This window comes from Streptomyces sp. NPDC014991, from assembly GCF_043080665.1.
Taxonomy (GTDB): Bacteria; Actinomycetota; Actinomycetes; order Streptomycetales; family Streptomycetaceae; genus Streptomyces.
Map to the genome: position 1 here is coordinate 26532 of NZ_JBIBVY010000032.1, position 18186 is coordinate 44717.

Sequence of the window (18186 nt, forward strand, 5' to 3'; positions counted from 1 at the left end):
GGGGCCCGCCGGTCAGCGGGGCGCGGCCGGCGGGCCGGGCGTGCCCGGGTCCGGTGGGCCCGGGTGGGGCGGGCCGGGGCCGAGGGGGCCCCGGCCCAGGGGATCAGGGATGCCGACCGGCTGGAGCAGCCACCCGAAGTCGCCGAGGCCGCCAGGGGCGGTCAGCTCGGCGGCCTCGCCGGCGCTCGCGAGGGCGCGTACGTAGGCGGCGGGGTCCGTGGAAGCCAGCGTGAGCGGGGGACGTGCGCCGGTGATGTCCAGGGCGTGCAGAGCGGCGCGTTGCGTGAGCAGGCGCGCGTCGGCCGTCTCGCGCGCCGTTCCGCCGGTCCCCCGCGCCGTGCGGGGGAGCGCCCGCGCCGGCCCGGGGGACCTGGACGCCGCCGCGCACGCGTCCAGGGCGACGTGTGCCGTGATGTCGCACGACCCGTCCGGCACGGGCGTCGTCCCGCGCCCCTCCCGGAAACCGGTGAGCGTTCCGAACGGGGGCCGCGTCCGCACGGTGTGCGCGTAGTCCACGGCCACCGCGAGCCCCCCGGCCACCCGGTCCACGGCCGAAGCCCAGGCCCGGTCACGGGGCAGTCCGATCTCCGCCCGCAGCCCCTCCTCGGCCGGCAGCGGCCACCAGCGTGCGAGCCAGTCGGCGTCCGGGCCCGTCACGGGCTCACCGAGCCGCTCGGAGCCGTCCGCCGCGACCAGCACCAGCCGGGGCACGCCGGCGCGGTCCACCTCGACGACGTCGACGGGTACGTTGTCCAGCCACTCGTTGGCGAACAGCAGCCCGGTGACCGCCTCCGGGAGGTCGTGCCGCCAGGTGACACGGGGATCCAGACCGGCCGGGCGGCCGGCGATCTCGACGGCGTACGCACGCGCGCGGGCCGCCACCCCCGGCGGCAGCGCGGCGAGCACCCCGGTGACCAGTTCCCCCCGCCCGGCGCCCAGGTCGACGAAGTCCAGCACCGCGGGCCGCCCCAGGGCTTCGTCGACCCGGCACAGCAGCCGGGCCACGGCCCGCGCGAACAGCGGGGAGGCGTGCACGGACGTACGGAAGTGGCCGGCCGGGCCCTCCGGACGCCGGTAGAAGCCCCCGGGCCCGTACAGCGCCGCCTCGGCCGCCGCGCGCCAGCCGCGCGGGCCGCGATCCTCGCGCGGATCCTCCGCAGTCGTCCCGTCCGCCACCGGAACAGACTAGGCGCACTGATGATCAGGGTCTCCACCTTGCGGAGTACACGCGCCCGGCCCGGATCGGTCCTCCGGTTGACCCCTGCGCACATCGGGTTTACCTACTCTGGGTTACGTGCAGCGCCTCTATGACTTCCTCCGCCGCCACCCGACCTGGGTCGACGCCTTCTGGGCCGTCGTCCTGTTCGGGCTGTCCGGCCTGAGCGTGGTCAGTCTCGACGGGGTGCACGGTCACCACGGAACGGTCATCGTGGGGATGGCCGTCTCCGCCGTCCTGTGTGCCGTCGTGGCGCTGCGCCGCCGTCTCCCGGAGCCCATGCTGCTGGTCGCCCTGGTGACCGGGCTGGCCCAGCTGGTGCTGGACGTCGAGACGACCGTCGCCGACTTCGCCATGCTGGTGATCACCTACACGGTGGCGGCGGTCGGCGAGCGCTGGGCCTCCCGGCTCGCGCTCGTCGTCAGCCTCTGTGCGGCGGCCCTCGCCCAGATCCGCTGGCCGGCCGAGCAGACCGGCTTCCTCGGGCAGATCGCCCTGGTGGTCTTCCAGACGGTGCCCTTCGCCCTGGCCTGGGTGCTCGGCGACTCCGTGCGCACCAGGCGCGCGTACTTCGCCCAGCTGGAGGAGCGCGCTGCGCGGCTGGAGAAGGAGCGGGAGGCGCAGTCGAAGGTCGCGGTCGCCGCCGAGCGTGCCCGGATCGCGCGCGAGCTGCACGACGTCGTCGCCCACAACGTGTCGGTGATGGTGGTGCAGGCCGACGGCGCCGCCTACGTCCTGGACGCCGCGCCCGACCAGGCCAGGAAGGCCCTGGAGACGATCTCGTCCACCGGGCGCCAGGCCCTCGCCGAGATGCGCCGCCTGCTGGGCGTGCTGCGCACCGGGGAGCACCAGGAGGGCGGCGAGTACGTCCCGCAGCCCGACGTCGAGCAGATCGACGACCTGGTCGAGCAGTGCCGCAGCTCCGGCCTGCCCGTCGACTTCCGGGTGGAGGGGACCCCGCGTCCGCTGCCCAGCGGGGTGGAGCTGACCGCGTACCGGATCGTGCAGGAGGCGCTCACCAACACCCGCAAGCACGGCGGGCCCCACGCGGGCGCCAGCGTCCGGCTGGTCTACTTCGACGACGGTCTCGGCCTGCTGGTCGAGGACGACGGCAAGGGCGCCCCGCACGAGCTGTACGAGGAGGGCGGCCCGGACGGGCAGGGACACGGCCTGATCGGCATGCGCGAGCGGGTCGGCATGGTCGGTGGCACGCTGGACGCCGGCCCGCGCCCGGGCGGAGGATTCCGGATCAGCGCCCTGCTGCCGCTCAAACCGGCGCACTGACCATCGCGCCCCCCGCTGACACCCGCACCCCTGCGCCGACGGCAGCCGGACACGGCACCGACGGCGAGGACGGCAACCGAAGACACGGAAGAGGACCCGATGACGATCCGCGTGATGCTCGTCGACGACCAGGTGCTGCTGCGCACCGGGTTCCGGATGGTGCTCGCCGCCCAGCCGGACATGGAGGTCGTCGCGGAGGCGGGCGACGGCGTGGAGGCCCTCCAGGTGCTGCGGTCCGCCGCCGTCGACGTCGTCCTGATGGACGTCCGCATGCCGAAGCTGGACGGCGTGGAGGCCACCCGGCGGATCTGCTCGGAGCCGGGCGCGCCGAAGGTGCTCATCCTGACCACGTTCGACCTGGACGAGTACGCGTTCTCGGGGCTGAAGGCGGGCGCGTCCGGCTTCATGCTCAAGGACGTGCCGCCCGGCGACCTGCTGGCGGCCATCCGCGCCGTGCACAGCGGTGACGCGGTCGTGGCCCCCTCCACCACCCGGCGTCTGCTGGACCGCTTCGCGCCGATGCTGCCCTCCGCCGGGAGGAACCCCCAGCACAAGGAAGTGGAGCGGCTCACCGAGCGGGAACGCGAGGTGATGATGCTGGTGGCGCAGGGCCTGTCCAACGGTGAGATCGCGGCCCGGCTGGTGCTGAGCGAGGCGACGGTGAAGACCCATGTGGGCCGCATCCTGACCAAGCTCGGCCTGCGCGACCGCGTACAGGTGGTCGTACTGGCGTACGAGACCGGGCTGGTGCGCGCGGGCGGCCACGGCTGACACCGCCCCACCCGGCGGGGCCTCAGCGCAGGACGCCCTCGATGAAGTCGCTGCCCAGCCGGGCCACCGCCGACAGGTCCAGCTGGTGCTGGACGTACCGGCCGCGGCGGCAGCCGCTGATCAGGCCCGCCTTCTTGAGCACCGTCAGGTGCCGGGATATCTCGGGCGCCGACATGCCGTGCGCGTCGGCCAGCTCGCTCGTGGTGTGCGGGGCCCGCGCGAGATGCCGGCACAGCCGCATCCGCACCGGGTGGGCCAGTGCCTCCATGCGGCGGGTGAGCTGCTCCACGGAGGGGGCCTGCGCACGGGTGCCGCTCGCCGGGTAGGTGATCGAGGGCTGCCAGCCGTACCGGTGCAGGACCATCACGTGCGGCCAGCCGAGGCTGGTCGGCACCAGCACCAGGCGGCCGTCGCCCGTGGCGGCATGGCCCACCAGCAGCTTGTCGACCGTGATGAGCCCGGCCTCCTCGTCCAGCGAGATCGCCCCGGACAGCGATGCCAGGGCCTCGCCGAGTCCCCTGCGGCGCAGCAGGTCCGTCCTGTGCCGGGCGTCCGCGGCCAGCTGGGGATGGACGCGGGCCCAGGCGTCGGCGAAGAAGGCCTTGTCGCAGTCGAGCATCAGCTGCCGGAACCAGGCGCGCACGGCCGGGGGATCCGTCAGCAGGCGGCGCGTGAACCGTTCCTGTACGGCACCGCGCGCGGCGGCCAGCTCCAGGGAGCGCCGACGCAGCCGCGGGTCGTCCAGCGGGCCCGGTTCCTTCAGGTCGTAGCGCAGCTGGCAGGTGAACTCCAGGGCCGCGTTGACGAACTGTTCGTCCGTCAGCGTGTCCAGCTGGTCCAGCTCCTCGGCGAGCGTGGCCCCGGGGAGCGCCTGCCCGCCGGGGATGCCGGCGAACGGCGCGAAGACGTCCGAGAACGTCGTACGCCACAGGAAGTCCGCCTCGCACAGCCGGTCCGCCAGGCAGGGGTCCAGCCGGGAGGAGACGGCGGTCGCCCAGCCCCGCAGGTCCGGGTGGTGGCCGGGTTCGCTGAGCGCGTGCAGCGCCATCCCCAGCTCGGCGAGGGGGGAGGGCACGACGCAGACCCTCGCCCACCTCTCGGCCGCGTTCGGGCCGGAGGCGTCCCCGTCGGTGGCCAGTCCGGTGATGTCGATGGTCACGCTCATGCCCCCATCGTGCACCGCGCCACCGACAGTGCCCCCGTGGATTGACGGCAGCCGTCAATCCACGGGACATCGGTCCGGGGCCGGAGCAGTCTGAGGTCACCGAGGCAGCCGCGGAGACCGATAGGTCACCGAGCGGTCGGTGACCAGCCGAACGACCGGTCAACGAGCGGTCTCGATCGCCCGTACCCACGCATCCCGAGAAGGCGGTCCACCATGAGCATCACCCAGCAGTACCTCCTCGACAGCTACCGCGCCCGCCTGCACGGCGAGCCCGCACCGCCCGCGCCGGGCCGCGGCGACCTCGGTCTGATCCGTGAACTGAGCGACCACCGGCGCTTCCGCGCGGCCGTTGCCGAGCGCCCGGCGCACGGACGGCTGCGGAGCGCCCTGGACCGCTGGCTGCGCCCGCGCGCGCTGTGACCCACGCGCCGCACGGGCTCTGCCCGCCCGCTACGGCAGCCGCGCCACGAACTCCGCGACCGCCGCCCGCACGTCCCGCGCCGTCCACTCCAGCCCGGCCTCGTCGACCGTGACCTCCGTGCACGCGAGCCCGGGGCCGGACGTGTCCCAGCCGCCGGCGAACAGCAGCACGGAGGTCTCCTCGGCCTGACGCACCGCCGCCTCCGCCAGTACGTCCGCGTCGTACGGCAGCCAGACCTGGAACTGGTGGGTGTGCGGTTCCTCCGGGTGGACGCGCGACCAGGGCAGCCCGGCGGCCGTGAACCCCTCGCGCAGCGCGGCGGCCACCACGCGCGCGTGCCGCACGTACTCGGGCAGCCGCGGCAGCTTCAGGTCGAGGCCGGCGAGCGCCGACAGCACGGTCGGGAACTGCTGCACGATCATCCCGCCGTACCGGTGCCGCCAGGCCCTGGCCTCCTCGATCAGCGTCCTCGGGCCGGCGACGGCGGCACCGCCGAACCCGCCGAGGGACTTGTAGAACGACACGTAGACCGTGTCGGCGAGGCCGGCGATCTCCTCCAGCGAACGGTCGAAGTGGACGGTGGACTCCCACAGGCGCGCGCCGTCGAAGTGCACCACCGCGTCGCGCTCCCGCGCCGCCTGGACGACCTCCGTCAGCTCCTCCCAGGTCGGCAGCACGAAACCGGCGTCCCGGAGGGGCAGTTCCAGCATGAGTGTGCCGAAGGGCTCTTCGAAGTCGCGTACCTCGTCGGCCGTCGGCATCCGGGGCTCGGTGGTCACCTGGACCGGACGCAGGCCGCTGACCTCACGGAAGGCGTTCCGTTCATGCCGTTCCGGATGGGCGAGCGGATGCAGGGCGACCGTGGGCGAACCGGTGCGGGCGGCCCAGCAGCGCAGGGTGACCTGCTGGGCCATCGTGCCGGTCGGGAAGAACGCGGCGGCCTCCGTGCCGAGCAGGGCGGCGACCCGCTCCTCCAGGTGCACGACGATCCGGTCGCCGTACAGGTCGGCCGGCTCGTCCAGGTCGTAGACCTGGGGGGCCGTCTCCATCAGGTACGCCAGCCGTTCGCCGATCGTGTCCCGCAGGCCGGGACGCGACAGCACGCGCGCCTTCCGGTGGACGGCCGCCCGCCGTTGTCGCACCGACCGCTCGTCGCCCTGCCCCACCGCATCGTCCATGCGCGCGATGATGCCGTGCCGCACGCGCGCGGGCACCCCGTTTTCTCCGCCGGCGACCGGCACCACGGCGTGGGGAAACCCACAGCCTGTGGACAACCGGCCGCCGCCCGCCGGATAGCGTTAACATGACGAGAAATCGTCCGGTACCCAGAGCGGACTGGAACGGGAAGGCCGCCGTCGCGTGAGTACAGTCCACCAGCCAGACCTCAGGGACCGCCCCGCGCGGCTCACCGTCGGCGTCGTCGGCGCCGGCCGCGTGGGCCCCGCGCTGGCCGCGTCCCTCCAGCTCGCCGGGCACCGCCCGGTGGCCGTCTCGGGAGTCTCCGACGCCTCCCGCAGGCGCGCCGGGGCCCTGCTCCCGGACGTTCCCCTGGTGCCGCCCGCCGAGGTCCTGCAGCGCGCCGACCTGGTGCTGCTCACGGTCCCCGACGACGCCCTGCCCGGCCTCGTCACGGGCCTGGCCGAGACCGGCGCGGTACGACCGGGACAGCTGCTCGTGCACACCTCCGGACGCTACGGCGCGAAGGTGCTCGATCCGGCCCTGCGCGCGGGCGCCCTGCCCCTGGCCCTGCACCCGGCGATGACCTTCACCGGCACGCCCGTGGACGTCCAGCGCCTCGCGGGCTGCTCCTTCGGTGTCACCGCCCCCGAGGAACTGCGGCTGGCCGCCGAGGCCCTGGTGATCGAGATGGGCGGTGAGCCGGAGTGGATCAGCGAGGAGAACCGCCCGCTGTACCACGCGGCCCTGGCCCTCGGCGCCAACCACCTGGTGACCCTGGTCGCGCAGTCCATGGAGCTGCTGCGCACGGCCGGCGTGGCGGCGCCCGACCGGATGCTCGGCCCGCTGCTCGGCGCCGCCCTGGACAACGCCCTGCGCTCCGGTGACGCGGCCCTGACCGGGCCCGTCGCGCGCGGGGACGCCGGCACGGTCGCCGCGCACGTCACCGAGCTGCGCAAGCACGCCCCGCAGGCGGTGGCGGGCTACCTGGCGATGGCCCGCGCGACGGCCGACCGGGCCCTCGCACACGGCCTGCTGAAGCCGGAGCTGGCCGAGGACCTCCTCGGGGTACTCGCCGACGCGAGCCCCGGAGCCTTGGGACGCCCCGGACGCGACGGAACCGGCGGCCCGGACGGCAGCGGAGGCACCGACGGCACGAACGGCTCCGACGGCACCGACGGCTCGACCGGCATCGAGGGGAACGACCGATGACCACCGCCCTGCTCGGCACCGCCCAAGAGCTGCACGCGCGGGTGCGTCACGGCCGTCGTGCCGTCGTGATGACCATGGGCGCCCTGCACGAGGGCCACGCGACCCTGATCCGGACCGCACGCGAGATCGCCGGCCCGGACGGCGAGGTCGTCGTCACGGTGTTCGTGAACCCGTTGCAGTTCGGCGCGGGCGAGGACCTCGACCGTTATCCGCGCACCCTCGACGCCGACCTGGCGCTGGCCGGTCGGTCCGGCGCCGACGCCGTGTTCGCGCCCTCCGTGGACGAGGTCTACCCCGGCGGCGAACCCCAGGTGCGTGTCTCCGCGGGACCCATGGGCGAGCGGCTGGAGGGCGGTTCACGGCCCGGGCACTTCGACGGCATGCTCACCGTCGTCGCCAAGCTGCTCCATCTCACCCGCCCCGACGTCGCCCTGTTCGGGCAGAAGGACGCCCAGCAGCTGGCCCTGATCCGGCGCATGGTGCGGGATCTGAACTTCGGCGTCGACATCGTCGCCGTACCGACCGTGCGGGAGGAGGACGGGCTCGCCCTGTCCAGCCGCAACCGCTACCTCTCGCCGCCGGAGCGCCGTACCGCGCTCGCGCTGTCCCGCGCCCTGTTCGCGGGCCGGGACCGGCACGCGGCGCAGGAGGCGCTGTGCGCCCGGGCCCGGGAAGTGCCCTCCACGCACGCGCGTGCCCAGGCGCTGAGCGCCCTGGGCGAGTCGCGTGCGGCGGCCGACGCGCACGCGGTGGCCACGGCCGCGCCCGGCGGCCCGGCGGCCGTCCGTGCCGCCGCCCGCCAGGTCCTGGACGACGCCGCCCGCCTCGAACCGCCGCTCCGGCTGGACTACCTCGCGCTGGTCGATCCCGCCGACTTCACGGAGATCGGTGACGACTTCACCGGCGAGGCCGTCCTCGCCGTCGCCGCCCGGGTCGGCACCACCCGGCTGATCGACAACCTCCCCCTCACCTTCGGAGCCGCCTCGTGACCAGCACAGGCATACGACTGCACGCACCCGCGCCCGGCTGGGCCGTCTCCGCGGACGTGGTGGTCGTCGGCTCCGGAGTGGCCGGCCTGACCGCGGCGCTGCGCTGCGAGGCCGCCGGGCTGAGCACGGTCGTCGTCACCAAGGCCCGCCTGGACGACGGCTCGACCCGCTGGGCCCAGGGCGGTATCGCCGCCGCCCTCGGCGAGGGCGACACCCCCGAGCAGCACCTTCAGGACACCCTGGTGGCGGGCGCGGGCCTGTGCGACGAGGAGGCCGTACGGATCCTGGTCACCGAGGGCCCCGACGCGGTACGGCGGCTCATCGACACCGGTGCCCACTTCGACGAGTCCTCCGAGGGAGGGCTGGAGCTCACCCGCGAGGGCGGCCACCACCGCCGCCGCATCGCGCACGCGGGCGGCGACGCCACTGGCGCGGAGATCTCCCGGGCGCTCGTGGAGGCCGTCCGCGCGCGCGGGCTGCGCACCGTCGAGAACGCGCTGGTGCTGGACCTGCTCACCGACGCCGAGGGCCGCACGGCCGGCGTCACCCTGCACGTGATGGGCGAGGGCCAGCACGACGGCGTCGGCGCCGTGCACGCCCCCGCGGTGGTCCTCGCGACCGGCGGCATGGGCCAGGTGTTCTCCGCGACCACCAACCCGTCGGTGTCGACCGGTGACGGCGTGGCGCTGGCGCTGCGCGCGGGCGCGGAGGTCAGCGACCTGGAGTTCGTGCAGTTCCACCCGACCGTACTGTTCCTCGGCACGGACGCCGAGGGCCAGCAGCCGCTGGTCTCCGAGGCGGTGCGCGGCGAGGGCGCCCACCTGGTCGACGGCGACGGCGTGCGCTTCATGGTGGGCCAGCACGAACTGGCCGAACTGGCCCCGCGGGACATCGTCGCCAAGGGCATCACGCGGCGGATGCAGGAGCAGGACGCCGAGCACATGTTCCTCGACGCCCGGCACTTCGGCGCCGAGATGTGGGAGCACCGCTTCCCGACCATCCTGGCCGCCTGCCGGGCCAACGGCATCGACCCGGTCACCGAGCCCATCCCGATCGCCCCGGCCGCCCACTACGCCTCCGGAGGCGTCCGCACCGACGCCCACGGCCGGACGACCGTGCCCGGGCTGTACGCGTGCGGCGAGGTGGCGTGCACCGGCGTGCACGGGGCCAACCGGCTCGCCTCGAACTCGCTCCTCGAGGGGCTCGTGTACGCCGAGCGGATCGCCGCCGACATCGCCGCCGCACACGCGGACGACGGCCTCCGGGCGCGCGTGCCCGCACCGGTCCCGTACCCCGGCAGGCCCGCGCACCCGCTGCTCGCCCCGGAGAGCCGGTTCGCGATCCAGCGGATCATGACCGGCGGCGCCGGCGTACTGCGCTCGCAGGAGTCCCTGGCCAGGGCCGCGGACCAGCTCCTGGACCTGCACAGCGAGGCCCGGGACGCGCTGGAGGAGAACGGCAAGACCGCCGAGCCCGGCGTGGACACCTGGGAGGCGACGAACCTCCTGTGCGTGGCCCGCGTCCTGGTCGCCGCGGCCCTGCTCCGCGAGGAGACCCGCGGCTGCCACTGGCGCGAGGACCGGCCCGAGCGCGACGACACCACCTGGCGGCGCCACATCGTCGTACGGCTCAACCCGGACCGGTCGCTGGCCGTACGCACCACCGCCACCGCAGACTTCCCCCAGATCCGGCCCGACCAGCGTCCACAGGAGCAGTGACAGACGTGAGCACCGACGACCTTCCCCTCGCCCCGACCGGCGGCTGCGGTGACGGCTGCGCCTGCGGCGCCGAGGGCGACGCAGAGTACGCGGAGTGCGGGCTCGACCCCGCGCTCGCCGAGCTGCTGGCCGCTGCCGGCCTCGACCCCGTCGAGGTCGAGGACATCGCCAACGTCGCCGTCCAGGAGGACCTGGACGGCGGCGTGGACGTGACGACCGTCGCGACCATCCCCGAGGAGGCGGTGGCCACCGCCGACTTCACCGCGCGTGAGGCCGGTGTCGTGGCCGGCCTGCGGGTCGCCGAGGCCGTGCTCTCCGTGGTCTGCACGGACGAGTTCGAGGTCGAGCGGCACGTGGAGGACGGCGACCGGATCGAGGCCGGGCAGAAGCTGCTGTCGGTCACCACGCGCACGCGTGACCTGCTCACCGGAGAGCGGAGCGCGCTGAACATCCTGTGCCGGCTGTCCGGCATCGCGACCGCCACGCGCGCGTGGGCGGACGCGCTGGAGGGCACCAAGGCGCGCGTGCGGGACACCCGCAAGACGACCCCGGGCCTGCGCTCGCTGGAGAAGTTCGCCGTCCGCTGCGGCGGAGGCGTCAACCACCGCATGTCGCTCTCGGACGCGGCCCTGGTGAAGGACAACCACGTGGTCGCCGCCGGCGGCGTCGCGCAGGCCTTCGAGGCCGTACGGGAGACGTTCCCGGAGGTGCCCATCGAGGTCGAGGTCGACACGCTGCACCAGCTGCGCGAGGTCGTGGACGCGGGCGCCGACCTCATCCTGCTGGACAACTTCACGCCCGGCGAGTGCGAGGAGGCCGTCGCCGTCGTCGGCGGCCGGGCGCTGCTGGAGGCCTCCGGCCGGCTGACGCTCGCCGACGCGCGCACGTACGCCGAGACCGGCGTGGACTTCCTGGCCGTCGGCGCGCTCACCCACTCCTCGCCGATCCTGGACATCGGCCTGGACCTGCGCGAGGCGGAGTAACGGCCATGCTGCTCACGATCGACGTCGGCAACACGCACACCGTCCTCGGCCTGTTCGACGGCGAGGACATCGTCGAGCACTGGCGCATCTCCACGGACGCCCGCCGCACGGCGGACGAGCTCGCGGTGCTGCTCCAGGGTCTGATGGGCATGCACCCGCTGCTCGGCGACGAACTGGGCGACGGCATCGACGGCATCGCGATCTGCGCGACCGTCCCGTCGGTGCTGCACGAGCTGCGTGAGGTCACCCGGCGGTACTACGGCGACGTTCCCGCCGTGCTGGTCGAGCCGGGTGTGAAGACGGGCGTCCCGATCCTCACCGACAACCCCAAGGAGGTCGGCGCGGACCGGATCATCAACGCGGTGGCGGCCGTGGAGCTGTACGGCGGCCCGGCGATCGTCGTCGACTTCGGCACGGCGACCACGTTCGACGCGGTCTCCGCGCGCGGGGAGTACGTGGGCGGCGTGATCGCGCCCGGCATCGAGATCTCCGTGGAGGCGCTCGGCGTCAAGGGCGCACAGCTGCGCAAGATCGAGGTGGCCCGGCCGCGCAGCGTGATCGGCAAGAACACGGTCGAGGCCATGCAGTCGGGCATCGTGTTCGGTTTCGCCGGGCAGGTCGACGGAGTGGTCGGCCGGATGGCCCGGGAGCTGGCCGGCGACCCGGACGACGTCACGGTGATCGCCACCGGCGGGCTCGCGCCGATGGTGCTGGGGGAGTCCTCGGTGATCGACGAGCACCAGCCGTGGCTGACGCTGATCGGACTGCGGCTGGTGTACGAGCGGAACGTCTCGCGGCTGTGAGGTGCGGCCGGTGCCTCCGGGGGTGCCGGCCCCGCCCGTGACCCCGGACGGGGGAAACCGGAAGCGACACGCGCCGGAACAACGTTCCGATCCGTCGCTTTTGTCCGATTAGCGATAGCGTCGCCGCATGCCCACGCCATACGGATCCCGCGGCGGCATGGCGTTCGGCGCGGAGGAGCTGCGTGTGCTCCGTCGCGCCCTCGCCCTCGCCCTCCACCCCGGCCACGCCTCCGCCGAGGACGTGCAGGACTGCTTCCGCCTCGCCGAGTCCCTCGACGAGGCGATGGGCGAGGGGGCCAGGCTGCGCGCCTTCCTGGTGGCCGACCTGGGCCGGTACCGGGCCGCGCTGCCGGGTACCGTCGCCGGCTACCTCGCCCTCCTGGAGGAGGTCCTGGGGGTCGGGTACCGGCCCGCGCCGGACGACCTCGCCGCGCTGCGGGCACTGCGCGGGAACCCGGTGGCGGCGGCGCTGCTGGACCGCTGCCGGACGCTGGCCGAGCAGGACGTACGGGCCCGGTTCGCCCAGGGCGCGCGCAAGGTGCCCGCGCCCGCCGTGCCGTCCGCGCGGACGCGTCTGCTGGCCCTCGCGGGCGGCGCGGGAGAGCCGGGCGCGCGGAGCGCGGCAGCCCGGGCCGAGGAGCCCGCCGCGCCCGCGCCGGAACCCGCTCCCAAGCCCGCCCCCACCCCCGGGGAGCGACCCGCGCCGGAGACGCCGAAACGGCCCGTCCCCACGCCGGGGGAGGTCTTCCCGCGCCGCAAGCCGAGGGAACCCCGGCAGCTGGCCGCAGGCTAGCGCCGGCCCCCAGCACCCGGCCCCCAGCACCCAGCACCCTGCCCCCGCCCGCCCGCCCGTGCCGCGGCGCGGCGAGGGGGCCGCGCCGGTCCGGCCGGGATCCGTGGCTACCCTGTTGGCATGGACTACGTCTCCGCGCTCGTGCCCCCGGTCGTCATGGCCGCGTTCTTCGTCGGTGTGGTCAGGGTGATCGTGAAGACCCAGGGCGGGGCCGCCAAGGCCAAGGAGGACGCGGCCGTCGACGCCGCCCTCGCGCGCGCGGAGGGTCCGGGCAGGGCCCCCGCCGCCGGCGACGCCTGAGCGGCAGGCCCTTCCCCGCCGACGGCGGCGGGGGCCGGCCGTCGCGCCCCCTGCCGTACGCCGGTGAGCGCGCCCTGCGCGGCGCCCGCCTGGGCGTACGGCATCCCCGCACCCCTCGAAGCCTTCCGAGCCGTGCGCCCCTTTTGTGCGCGTTTGCAGGCCTAGTGCACGTCCGGCACGCCATTGCCGGGATCTCCCACTATTGTTCTGAGCTGTGCCTCGCCCATTGGGAGAACTCGAAGACGCGGTCATGACGCGGGTGTGGAAGTGGAACCGCCCGGTGACCGTTCGGGAAGTCCTGGAAGACCTGCAGCAGGAACGGTCGATCGCGTACACCACCGTGATGACCGTCCTGGACAATCTTCATCAGAAGGGCTGGGTCCGCCGCGAGGCGGAAGGACGGGCCTATCGATATGAGGCCGTGTCGACACGAGCCGCCTACGCCGCCGCCCTCATGAACGACGCCTGGTCGCAGAGTGACAACCCGGCCGCCGCTCTCGTCGCCTTCTTCGGGATGATGAGCGACGAACAGCGCCAGGCCCTCCGGGACGCCGTACGCATCGTCCAGGGACCGGAAGAAACCCGGCAGGCCGCCGAAGACCGCCGAGAGGAGAACCCCGGCTCGGCGGAGGGGTCGGACGGGCGATAGCGTCCGTTCATGCCAGCAGAGCGTCCCGAAGTCCCCGCAAAAGCCCTGACCGTCCGGCGGGCCCGGACCAGCGATGTCCCCGCCGTGCGCCACCTCCTCGACGCCTACGTCCGTGACCGCATCCTGCTCGACAAAGCCATGGTCACCCTTTACGAGGACATCCAGGAGTTCTGGGTCGCCGAACGCGACGACAACGCCGAGGTGGTCGGCTGTGGAGCGCTGCACGTCATGTGGGAGGACCTCGCCGAAGTCCGCACTCTCGCGGTGAAGCCCGGCCTGAGGGGCTCCGGCGTCGGCCACCGGCTGCTGGAGAAGCTGCTCCAGACCGCACGCTGGCTCGGCGTTCGCCGGGTTTTCTGCCTGACCTTCGAAGTGGACTTCTTCGGGAAGCACGGCTTCGTCGAGATCGGGGAGACGCCGGTCGACACCGATGTCTACGCCGAGCTGTTGCGCTCCTATGACGAGGGCGTCGCGGAGTTCCTCGGTCTCGAACGAGTGAAACCGAACACCTTGGGCAACAGCCGGATGCTTCTGCATCTGTGATCGTCATTGCCCCGGTGCCCTATGTCCGAAACGCGCATGTTTCCGTACGCTGCCGGTCCGCTGAGGCACTCCCGGGGGTTTGTGTTTTTCCGGCAAAAGCGGTTTGCTTTCCGACGTAACGCAGTACTGCATATAACAGGGGCGGCGAAACGGCGGACGCCACACACCCCTGGTCCTCAACGTTATCGATGAAAGGAAATGCGGTGGCACAGAAGGTTCAGGTCCTTCTTGTCGACGACCTCGACGGCGGCGAGGCTGACGAGACCGTGACGTTCGCGCTGGATGGCAAGACGTACGAGATCGATCTCACGACTGCCAATGCGGACAAGCTGCGCGGTCTTCTCGACCCCTATGTCAAGGGCGGTCGTCGTACCGGGGGCCGTGCCTCCGGTGGACGCGGAAAGGCACGTGCCGCTTCCGGCGGCAACCAGGACACCGCGGCGATCCGCGCCTGGGCGAAGGAGAACGGTTACGAGGTCAACGACCGCGGCCGGGTTCCGGCGTCCATCCGCGAGGCCTACGAGAAGGCCAACGGCTGATTCCGCCCGGAGGCGGCCGGCCCGGCGCACAAGCGCCGCAGCCGGACCCGGTGACACTGTGCTGCCACCGTGTCCAGCAGTCGTACGAGATCAGGGGCGCTCCCCTCGCGCCCTACGGCCGGCATCGCCGGCAGCAAGGCCTCGACTCCGCGTCCCGGCCCAGGGGGCCGCAGCCACACGGCGGCCCCCTGTACGGTTCCCGCCCGTCCTGACGTGACGGCTCCCGTGGGCGGCGGTGCCTCCACCGTGCCGCCCGCGCCCAGCAGCCGCAGGTCCAGCGTCACGGCGCCCCACTCCAGCCAGTCCAGCACCCCGGGCACCTCCTCCGCGCTGCCCGCGGCCAGCAGCAGTTCCATCCGGTCGCCGCGAAGGGCCACCGGAGAGCCGGGCGCGAGATGCCCAAGCGCCCCCGCGCCCGCCTCGGCCGGCACGTCCAGCACGTCGAACCGCACCCCCGTGCGCAACCGCAGCGGCTGTCCGGGCACTGTCGGCCAGCCCAGAGCGTTCTCGTACCAGTGCCGGGCCCGGGCGTCCGGCGCGTCCGGATCGAAGGGCCTACGGGGGAGGGGGACAGCGGACGTGGTGAGGACCGGGCCAGCCATACCCGTGCAACCGCCCCGGGAGCCCCCGGGTTACGCTGGGTGCGCGGTCGACTGCGCCGAGTGCCGGGAAAAGGGGCAAGTGGGGGCCGGGGGAGGCGCGAGGTTGTTCGCCCATAGCGGAGCGAACCGGTGCCCGCGGCATGGACTGTCAGTGCCCGCGGGTAAGACATGCCTAGTGGGAGGGGGCGACAAGCAGGACGGGCCGTCTCACGTTCGCCATCGGCGTACTGGCGACTGGGGTAACTGCCTGGCCTGCGGGAACATCGTCTCGCACCATCGGGTTGGAGCAGATGTCGGCGTTCGGGGTCAGGAGGCCATCGACGGTGTCGGCAGTTGGAATGAGCGGTCCCCGCTTGCGGGACTAAGCTGCGGAAGGACAGGGAGGGGAAGTTCCCCCCACTGCCTGACCGCTCTGAGGAGCGATTAACGATGTTCGAGAGGTTCACCGACCGCGCGCGGCGGGTTGTCGTCCTGGCTCAGGAAGAAGCCCGGATGCTCAACCACAACTACATCGGCACCGAGCACATCCTCCTGGGTCTCATCCACGAGGGCGAAGGTGTCGCCGCTAAGGCCCTGGAGAGCCTCGGCATTTCGCTCGAGGCGGTCCGCCAGCAGGTGGAGGAGATCATCGGGCAGGGTCAGCAGGCCCCGTCCGGGCACATCCCCTTCACTCCCCGTGCCAAGAAGGTCCTGGAGCTGTCGCTCCGCGAGGCTCTTCAGCTGGGTCACAACTACATCGGCACGGAGCACATCCTGCTCGGCCTGATCCGCGAGGGCGAGGGCGTCGCGGCCCAGGTCCTGGTCAAGCTGGGCGCAGACCTCAACCGGGTGCGGCAGCAGGTCATCCAGCTGCTCTCCGGTTACCAGGGCAAGGAGACCGCCACCGCCGGCGGCCCGGCCGAGGGCACCCCCTCGACCTCCCTCGTCCTGGACCAGTTCGGCCGGAACCTCACCCAGGCCGCTCGTGAGTCCAAGCTCGACCCGGTCATCGGGCGCGAGAAGGAGATCGAGCGGGTCATGCAGGTGCTGTCCCGCCGCACCAAGAACAACCCGGTGCTGATCGGTGAGCCCGGCGTCGGCAAGACCGCCGTCGTCGAGGGTCTCGCCCAGGCCATCGTCAAGGGCGAGGTGCCCGAGACCCTCAAGGACAAGCACCTCTACACCCTGGACCTCGGCGCCCTGGTCGCCGGCTCCCGCTACCGCGGTGACTTCGAGGAGCGCCTGAAGAAGGTCCTCAAGGAGATCCGCACCCGCGGCGACATCATCCTGTTCATCGACGAGCTGCACACGCTGGTCGGTGCGGGTGCCGCCGAGGGCGCCATCGACGCCGCCTCCATCCTCAAGCCGATGCTGGCCCGCGGTGAGCTCCAGACCATCGGTGCGACCACCCTGGACGAGTACCGCAAGCACCTGGAGAAGGACGCCGCTCTCGAGCGCCGCTTCCAGCCCATCCAGGTCGCCGAGCCGTCCCTGCCGCACACGATCGAGATCCTCAAGGGCCTGCGCGACCGGTACGAGGCGCACCACCGCGTCTCCATCACGGACGAGGCCCTGGTCCAGGCCGCCACCCTGGCCGACCGGTACATCTCGGACCGCTTCCTGCCCGACAAGGCGATCGACCTGATCGACGAGGCCGGCTCGAGGATGCGCATCCGCCGGATGACCGCGCCGCCGGACCTGCGCGAGTTCGACGAGAAGATCGCCGGCGTCCGCCGTGACAAGGAGTCCGCGATCGACTCGCAGGACTTCGAGAAGGCCGCCTCCCTGCGCGACAAGGAGAAGCAGCTCCTCGCCGCCAAGGCCAAGCGGGAGAAGGAGTGGAAGGCCGGCGACATGGACGTCGTCGCCGAGGTCGACGGCGAGCTGATCGCCGAGGTCCTCGCCACGGCCACCGGCATCCCGGTCTTCAAGCTGACCGAGGAGGAGTCCAGCCGCCTGCTCCGCATGGAGGACGAGCTCCACAAGCGGGTCATCGGCCAGGTCGACGCCGTCAAGGCGCTGTCGAAGGCCATCCGCCGTACGCGTGCCGGTCTGAAGGACCCGAAGCGTCCGGGTGGTTCGTTCATCTTCGCCGGCCCGTCCGGTGTCGGTAAGACCGAGCTGTCCAAGGCGCTCGCCGAATTCCTCTTCGGTGACGAGGACGCGCTGATCTCCCTCGACATGTCGGAGTTCAGCGAGAAGCACACGGTGTCGCGTCTCTTCGGTTCGCCCCCCGGCTACGTGGGCTACGAAGAGGGCGGCCAGCTGACCGAGAAGGTCCGCCGCAAGCCGTTCTCCGTCGTCCTCTTCGACGAGGTCGAGAAGGCCCACCCGGACATCTTCAACTCGCTGCTCCAGATCCTGGAGGACGGTCGCCTGACCGACTCCCAGGGCCGGGTCGTGGACTTCAAGAACACGGTCATCATCATGACGACCAACCTCGGCACCCGGGACATCTCCAAGGGCTTCAACCTCGGCTTCGCGGCCTCGGGTGACACGAAGACCAACTACGAGCGCATGAAGAACAAGGTCTCGGACGAGCTGAAGCAGCACTTCCGGCCCGAGTTCCTCAACCGTGTGGACGATGTCGTCGTCTTCCCGCAGCTCACGCAGGCGGACATCCTGCGGATCGTCGACCTGATGGTCGGCAAGGTCGACGAGCGCCTGAAGGACCGGGACATGGGCCTGGAGCTCTCCCAGCCCGCCAAGGAGCTGCTGGCCAAGAAGGGTTACGACCCGGTGCTGGGCGCGCGTCCGCTGCGTCGCACGATCCAGCGCGAGATCGAGGACACGCTGTCGGAGAAGATCCTCTTCGGCGAGCTGCGTCCCGGTCACATCGTGGTCGTGGACACCGAGGGCGAGGGCGACGCCCAGATCTTCACCTTCCGGGGTGAGGAGAAGTCGGCGCTACCCGACGTCCCGCCGATCGAGCAGGCGGCCGGCGGTGCCGGACCGAACCTGAGCAAGGACGCGTAGGCGTCCGGCGGACAGGCGGTGAAGGGGCCGGTGCCTTCGGGCACCGGCCCCTTCCGGCTTTCCCGGG

General features: G+C 72.8%; 18 protein-coding genes. 14 read left to right on the plus strand and 4 right to left on the minus strand.

The genetic code is table 11. The features are described 5' to 3' along the window. Nucleotides 1-12: 12 nt before the first annotated feature. Nucleotides 13-1176, minus strand: coding sequence for an SAM-dependent methyltransferase (locus ACF1BE_RS32690; RefSeq protein ID WP_392202615.1), 1164 nt, complete (start codon nucleotides 1174-1176; stop codon nucleotides 13-15). Nucleotides 1177-1294: 118 nt separating this feature from the next. Here ACF1BE_RS32690 and ACF1BE_RS32695 point away from each other — a divergent pair, with 118 nt between their 5' ends. Beyond that, nucleotides 1295-2500: a sensor histidine kinase gene (locus ACF1BE_RS32695; protein ID WP_392202616.1), complete on the plus strand. Its 1206-nt coding sequence runs from the start codon at nucleotides 1295-1297 to the stop codon at nucleotides 2498-2500. A gap of 99 nt (nucleotides 2501-2599) precedes the next feature. After that, nucleotides 2600-3271 (plus strand): response regulator, encoded by a 672-nt coding sequence (locus ACF1BE_RS32700; protein WP_392202617.1) that lies wholly within the window; start codon nucleotides 2600-2602, stop codon nucleotides 3269-3271. A 22-nt stretch (nucleotides 3272-3293) separates the two neighbouring features. On the opposite strand, the gene ACF1BE_RS32705 is transcribed toward ACF1BE_RS32700, so the two are convergent. After that, nucleotides 3294-4436, minus strand: coding sequence for a DUF5937 family protein (locus ACF1BE_RS32705; RefSeq protein ID WP_392202618.1), 1143 nt, complete (start codon nucleotides 4434-4436; stop codon nucleotides 3294-3296). Between the two features lie 213 nt (nucleotides 4437-4649). Between ACF1BE_RS32705 and ACF1BE_RS32710 the strand changes: the two genes are divergently transcribed. Further along, complete coding sequence (locus ACF1BE_RS32710; protein ID WP_392202619.1) at nucleotides 4650-4856, plus strand: hypothetical protein; 207 nt, start codon at nucleotides 4650-4652, stop codon at nucleotides 4854-4856. A 30-nt stretch (nucleotides 4857-4886) separates the two neighbouring features. Here ACF1BE_RS32710 and ACF1BE_RS32715 read toward each other — a convergent pair whose 3' ends face one another. After that, the gene (locus ACF1BE_RS32715; protein WP_392202620.1) at nucleotides 4887-6035 is read right to left on the minus strand and encodes a threonine aldolase family protein; all 1149 of its coding nucleotides are present in this window, start codon (nucleotides 6033-6035) and stop codon (nucleotides 4887-4889) included. Between the two features lie 181 nt (nucleotides 6036-6216). On the opposite strand from ACF1BE_RS32715, the gene ACF1BE_RS32720 reads away from it, so the two are divergent. The 10 genes from ACF1BE_RS32720 to ACF1BE_RS32765 all read left to right on the plus strand — a co-directional run bounded on the left by ACF1BE_RS32720 (nucleotide 6217) and on the right by ACF1BE_RS32765 (nucleotide 14562). After that, a complete protein-coding gene (locus ACF1BE_RS32720; RefSeq protein ID WP_392202621.1) occupies nucleotides 6217-7245 on the plus strand; it encodes a Rossmann-like and DUF2520 domain-containing protein in 1029 nt (342 codons plus the stop codon). Next, complete coding sequence (panC, locus tag ACF1BE_RS32725; protein ID WP_392202622.1) at nucleotides 7242-8234, plus strand: pantoate--beta-alanine ligase; 993 nt, start codon at nucleotides 7242-7244, stop codon at nucleotides 8232-8234. Before ACF1BE_RS32720 ends, panC begins: the two co-directional genes overlap by 4 nt. Further along, nucleotides 8231-9952 (plus strand): L-aspartate oxidase, encoded by a 1722-nt coding sequence (locus ACF1BE_RS32730; protein ID WP_392202623.1) that lies wholly within the window; start codon nucleotides 8231-8233, stop codon nucleotides 9950-9952. The genes panC and ACF1BE_RS32730 overlap by 4 nt, the downstream gene beginning before the upstream one ends. 5 nt (nucleotides 9953-9957) lie before the next feature. Further along, on the plus strand, nucleotides 9958-10935 hold the full coding sequence (gene nadC / locus ACF1BE_RS32735) for a carboxylating nicotinate-nucleotide diphosphorylase (protein ID WP_392202624.1): 978 nt from the start codon (nucleotides 9958-9960) through the stop codon (nucleotides 10933-10935). Between the two features lie 5 nt (nucleotides 10936-10940). Beyond that, complete coding sequence (locus ACF1BE_RS32740; protein WP_392202625.1) at nucleotides 10941-11738, plus strand: type III pantothenate kinase; 798 nt, start codon at nucleotides 10941-10943, stop codon at nucleotides 11736-11738. Nucleotides 11739-11895: 157 nt separating this feature from the next. Then, entirely contained in the window at nucleotides 11896-12531 is a 636-nt protein-coding gene (locus tag ACF1BE_RS32745; RefSeq protein WP_392202657.1) for a hypothetical protein, read from the plus strand. Between the two features lie 120 nt (nucleotides 12532-12651). Further along, nucleotides 12652-12831, plus strand: coding sequence for a hypothetical protein (locus ACF1BE_RS32750; protein ID WP_392202626.1), 180 nt, complete (start codon nucleotides 12652-12654; stop codon nucleotides 12829-12831). A 250-nt stretch (nucleotides 12832-13081) separates the two neighbouring features. After that, the gene (locus ACF1BE_RS32755) at nucleotides 13082-13480 is read left to right on the plus strand and encodes a BlaI/MecI/CopY family transcriptional regulator (RefSeq protein WP_392202658.1); all 399 of its coding nucleotides are present in this window, start codon (nucleotides 13082-13084) and stop codon (nucleotides 13478-13480) included. Nucleotides 13481-13489: 9 nt separating this feature from the next. Beyond that, nucleotides 13490-14023 (plus strand): amino-acid N-acetyltransferase, encoded by a 534-nt coding sequence (locus ACF1BE_RS32760; RefSeq protein ID WP_392202627.1) that lies wholly within the window; start codon nucleotides 13490-13492, stop codon nucleotides 14021-14023. 203 nt (nucleotides 14024-14226) lie between these two features. Next, nucleotides 14227-14562, plus strand: coding sequence for an Lsr2 family protein (locus tag ACF1BE_RS32765; protein WP_030751806.1), 336 nt, complete (start codon nucleotides 14227-14229; stop codon nucleotides 14560-14562). Here the strand turns inward: ACF1BE_RS32765 and ACF1BE_RS32770 are convergent. After that, nucleotides 14541-15164, minus strand: coding sequence for an SCO3374 family protein (locus ACF1BE_RS32770; RefSeq protein ID WP_392202628.1), 624 nt, complete (start codon nucleotides 15162-15164; stop codon nucleotides 14541-14543). The genes ACF1BE_RS32765 and ACF1BE_RS32770 overlap by 22 nt on opposite strands. Before the next feature lie 429 nt (nucleotides 15165-15593). Between ACF1BE_RS32770 and ACF1BE_RS32775 the strand changes: the two genes are divergently transcribed. Beyond that, nucleotides 15594-18119 carry an ATP-dependent Clp protease ATP-binding subunit gene (locus tag ACF1BE_RS32775; protein ID WP_392202629.1) on the plus strand — a complete coding sequence of 842 codons (2526 nt, stop codon included), beginning with the start codon at nucleotides 15594-15596 and terminating at the stop codon, nucleotides 18117-18119. The last annotated feature ends 67 nt before the right edge of the window (nucleotides 18120-18186 follow it).

Excerpts from the sequence above, each read along its gene's own strand:
- ACF1BE_RS32700 (WP_392202617.1), top strand. The coding sequence starts at position 2,600 with ATGACGATCCGCGTGATGCTCGTCGACGACCAGGTGCTGCTGCGCACC.
- ACF1BE_RS32705 (WP_392202618.1), bottom strand. The coding sequence starts at position 4,436 with ATGAGCGTGACCATCGACATCACCGGACTGGCCACCGACGGGGACGCC.
- ACF1BE_RS32710 (WP_392202619.1), top strand. The coding sequence starts at position 4,650 with ATGAGCATCACCCAGCAGTACCTCCTCGACAGCTACCGCGCCCGCCTG.
- ACF1BE_RS32715 (WP_392202620.1), bottom strand. The coding sequence starts at position 6,035 with ATGGACGATGCGGTGGGGCAGGGCGACGAGCGGTCGGTGCGACAACGG.
- panC (WP_392202622.1), top strand. The coding sequence starts at position 7,242 with ATGACCACCGCCCTGCTCGGCACCGCCCAAGAGCTGCACGCGCGGGTG.
- ACF1BE_RS32740 (WP_392202625.1), top strand. The coding sequence starts at position 10,941 with ATGCTGCTCACGATCGACGTCGGCAACACGCACACCGTCCTCGGCCTG.
- ACF1BE_RS32745 (WP_392202657.1), top strand. The coding sequence starts at position 11,896 with ATGGCGTTCGGCGCGGAGGAGCTGCGTGTGCTCCGTCGCGCCCTCGCC.
- ACF1BE_RS32750 (WP_392202626.1), top strand. The coding sequence starts at position 12,652 with ATGGACTACGTCTCCGCGCTCGTGCCCCCGGTCGTCATGGCCGCGTTC.
- ACF1BE_RS32755 (WP_392202658.1), top strand. The coding sequence starts at position 13,082 with ATGACGCGGGTGTGGAAGTGGAACCGCCCGGTGACCGTTCGGGAAGTC.
- ACF1BE_RS32760 (WP_392202627.1), top strand. The coding sequence starts at position 13,490 with ATGCCAGCAGAGCGTCCCGAAGTCCCCGCAAAAGCCCTGACCGTCCGG.
- ACF1BE_RS32770 (WP_392202628.1), bottom strand. The coding sequence starts at position 15,164 with ATGGCTGGCCCGGTCCTCACCACGTCCGCTGTCCCCCTCCCCCGTAGG.
- ACF1BE_RS32775 (WP_392202629.1), top strand. The coding sequence starts at position 15,594 with ATGTTCGAGAGGTTCACCGACCGCGCGCGGCGGGTTGTCGTCCTGGCT.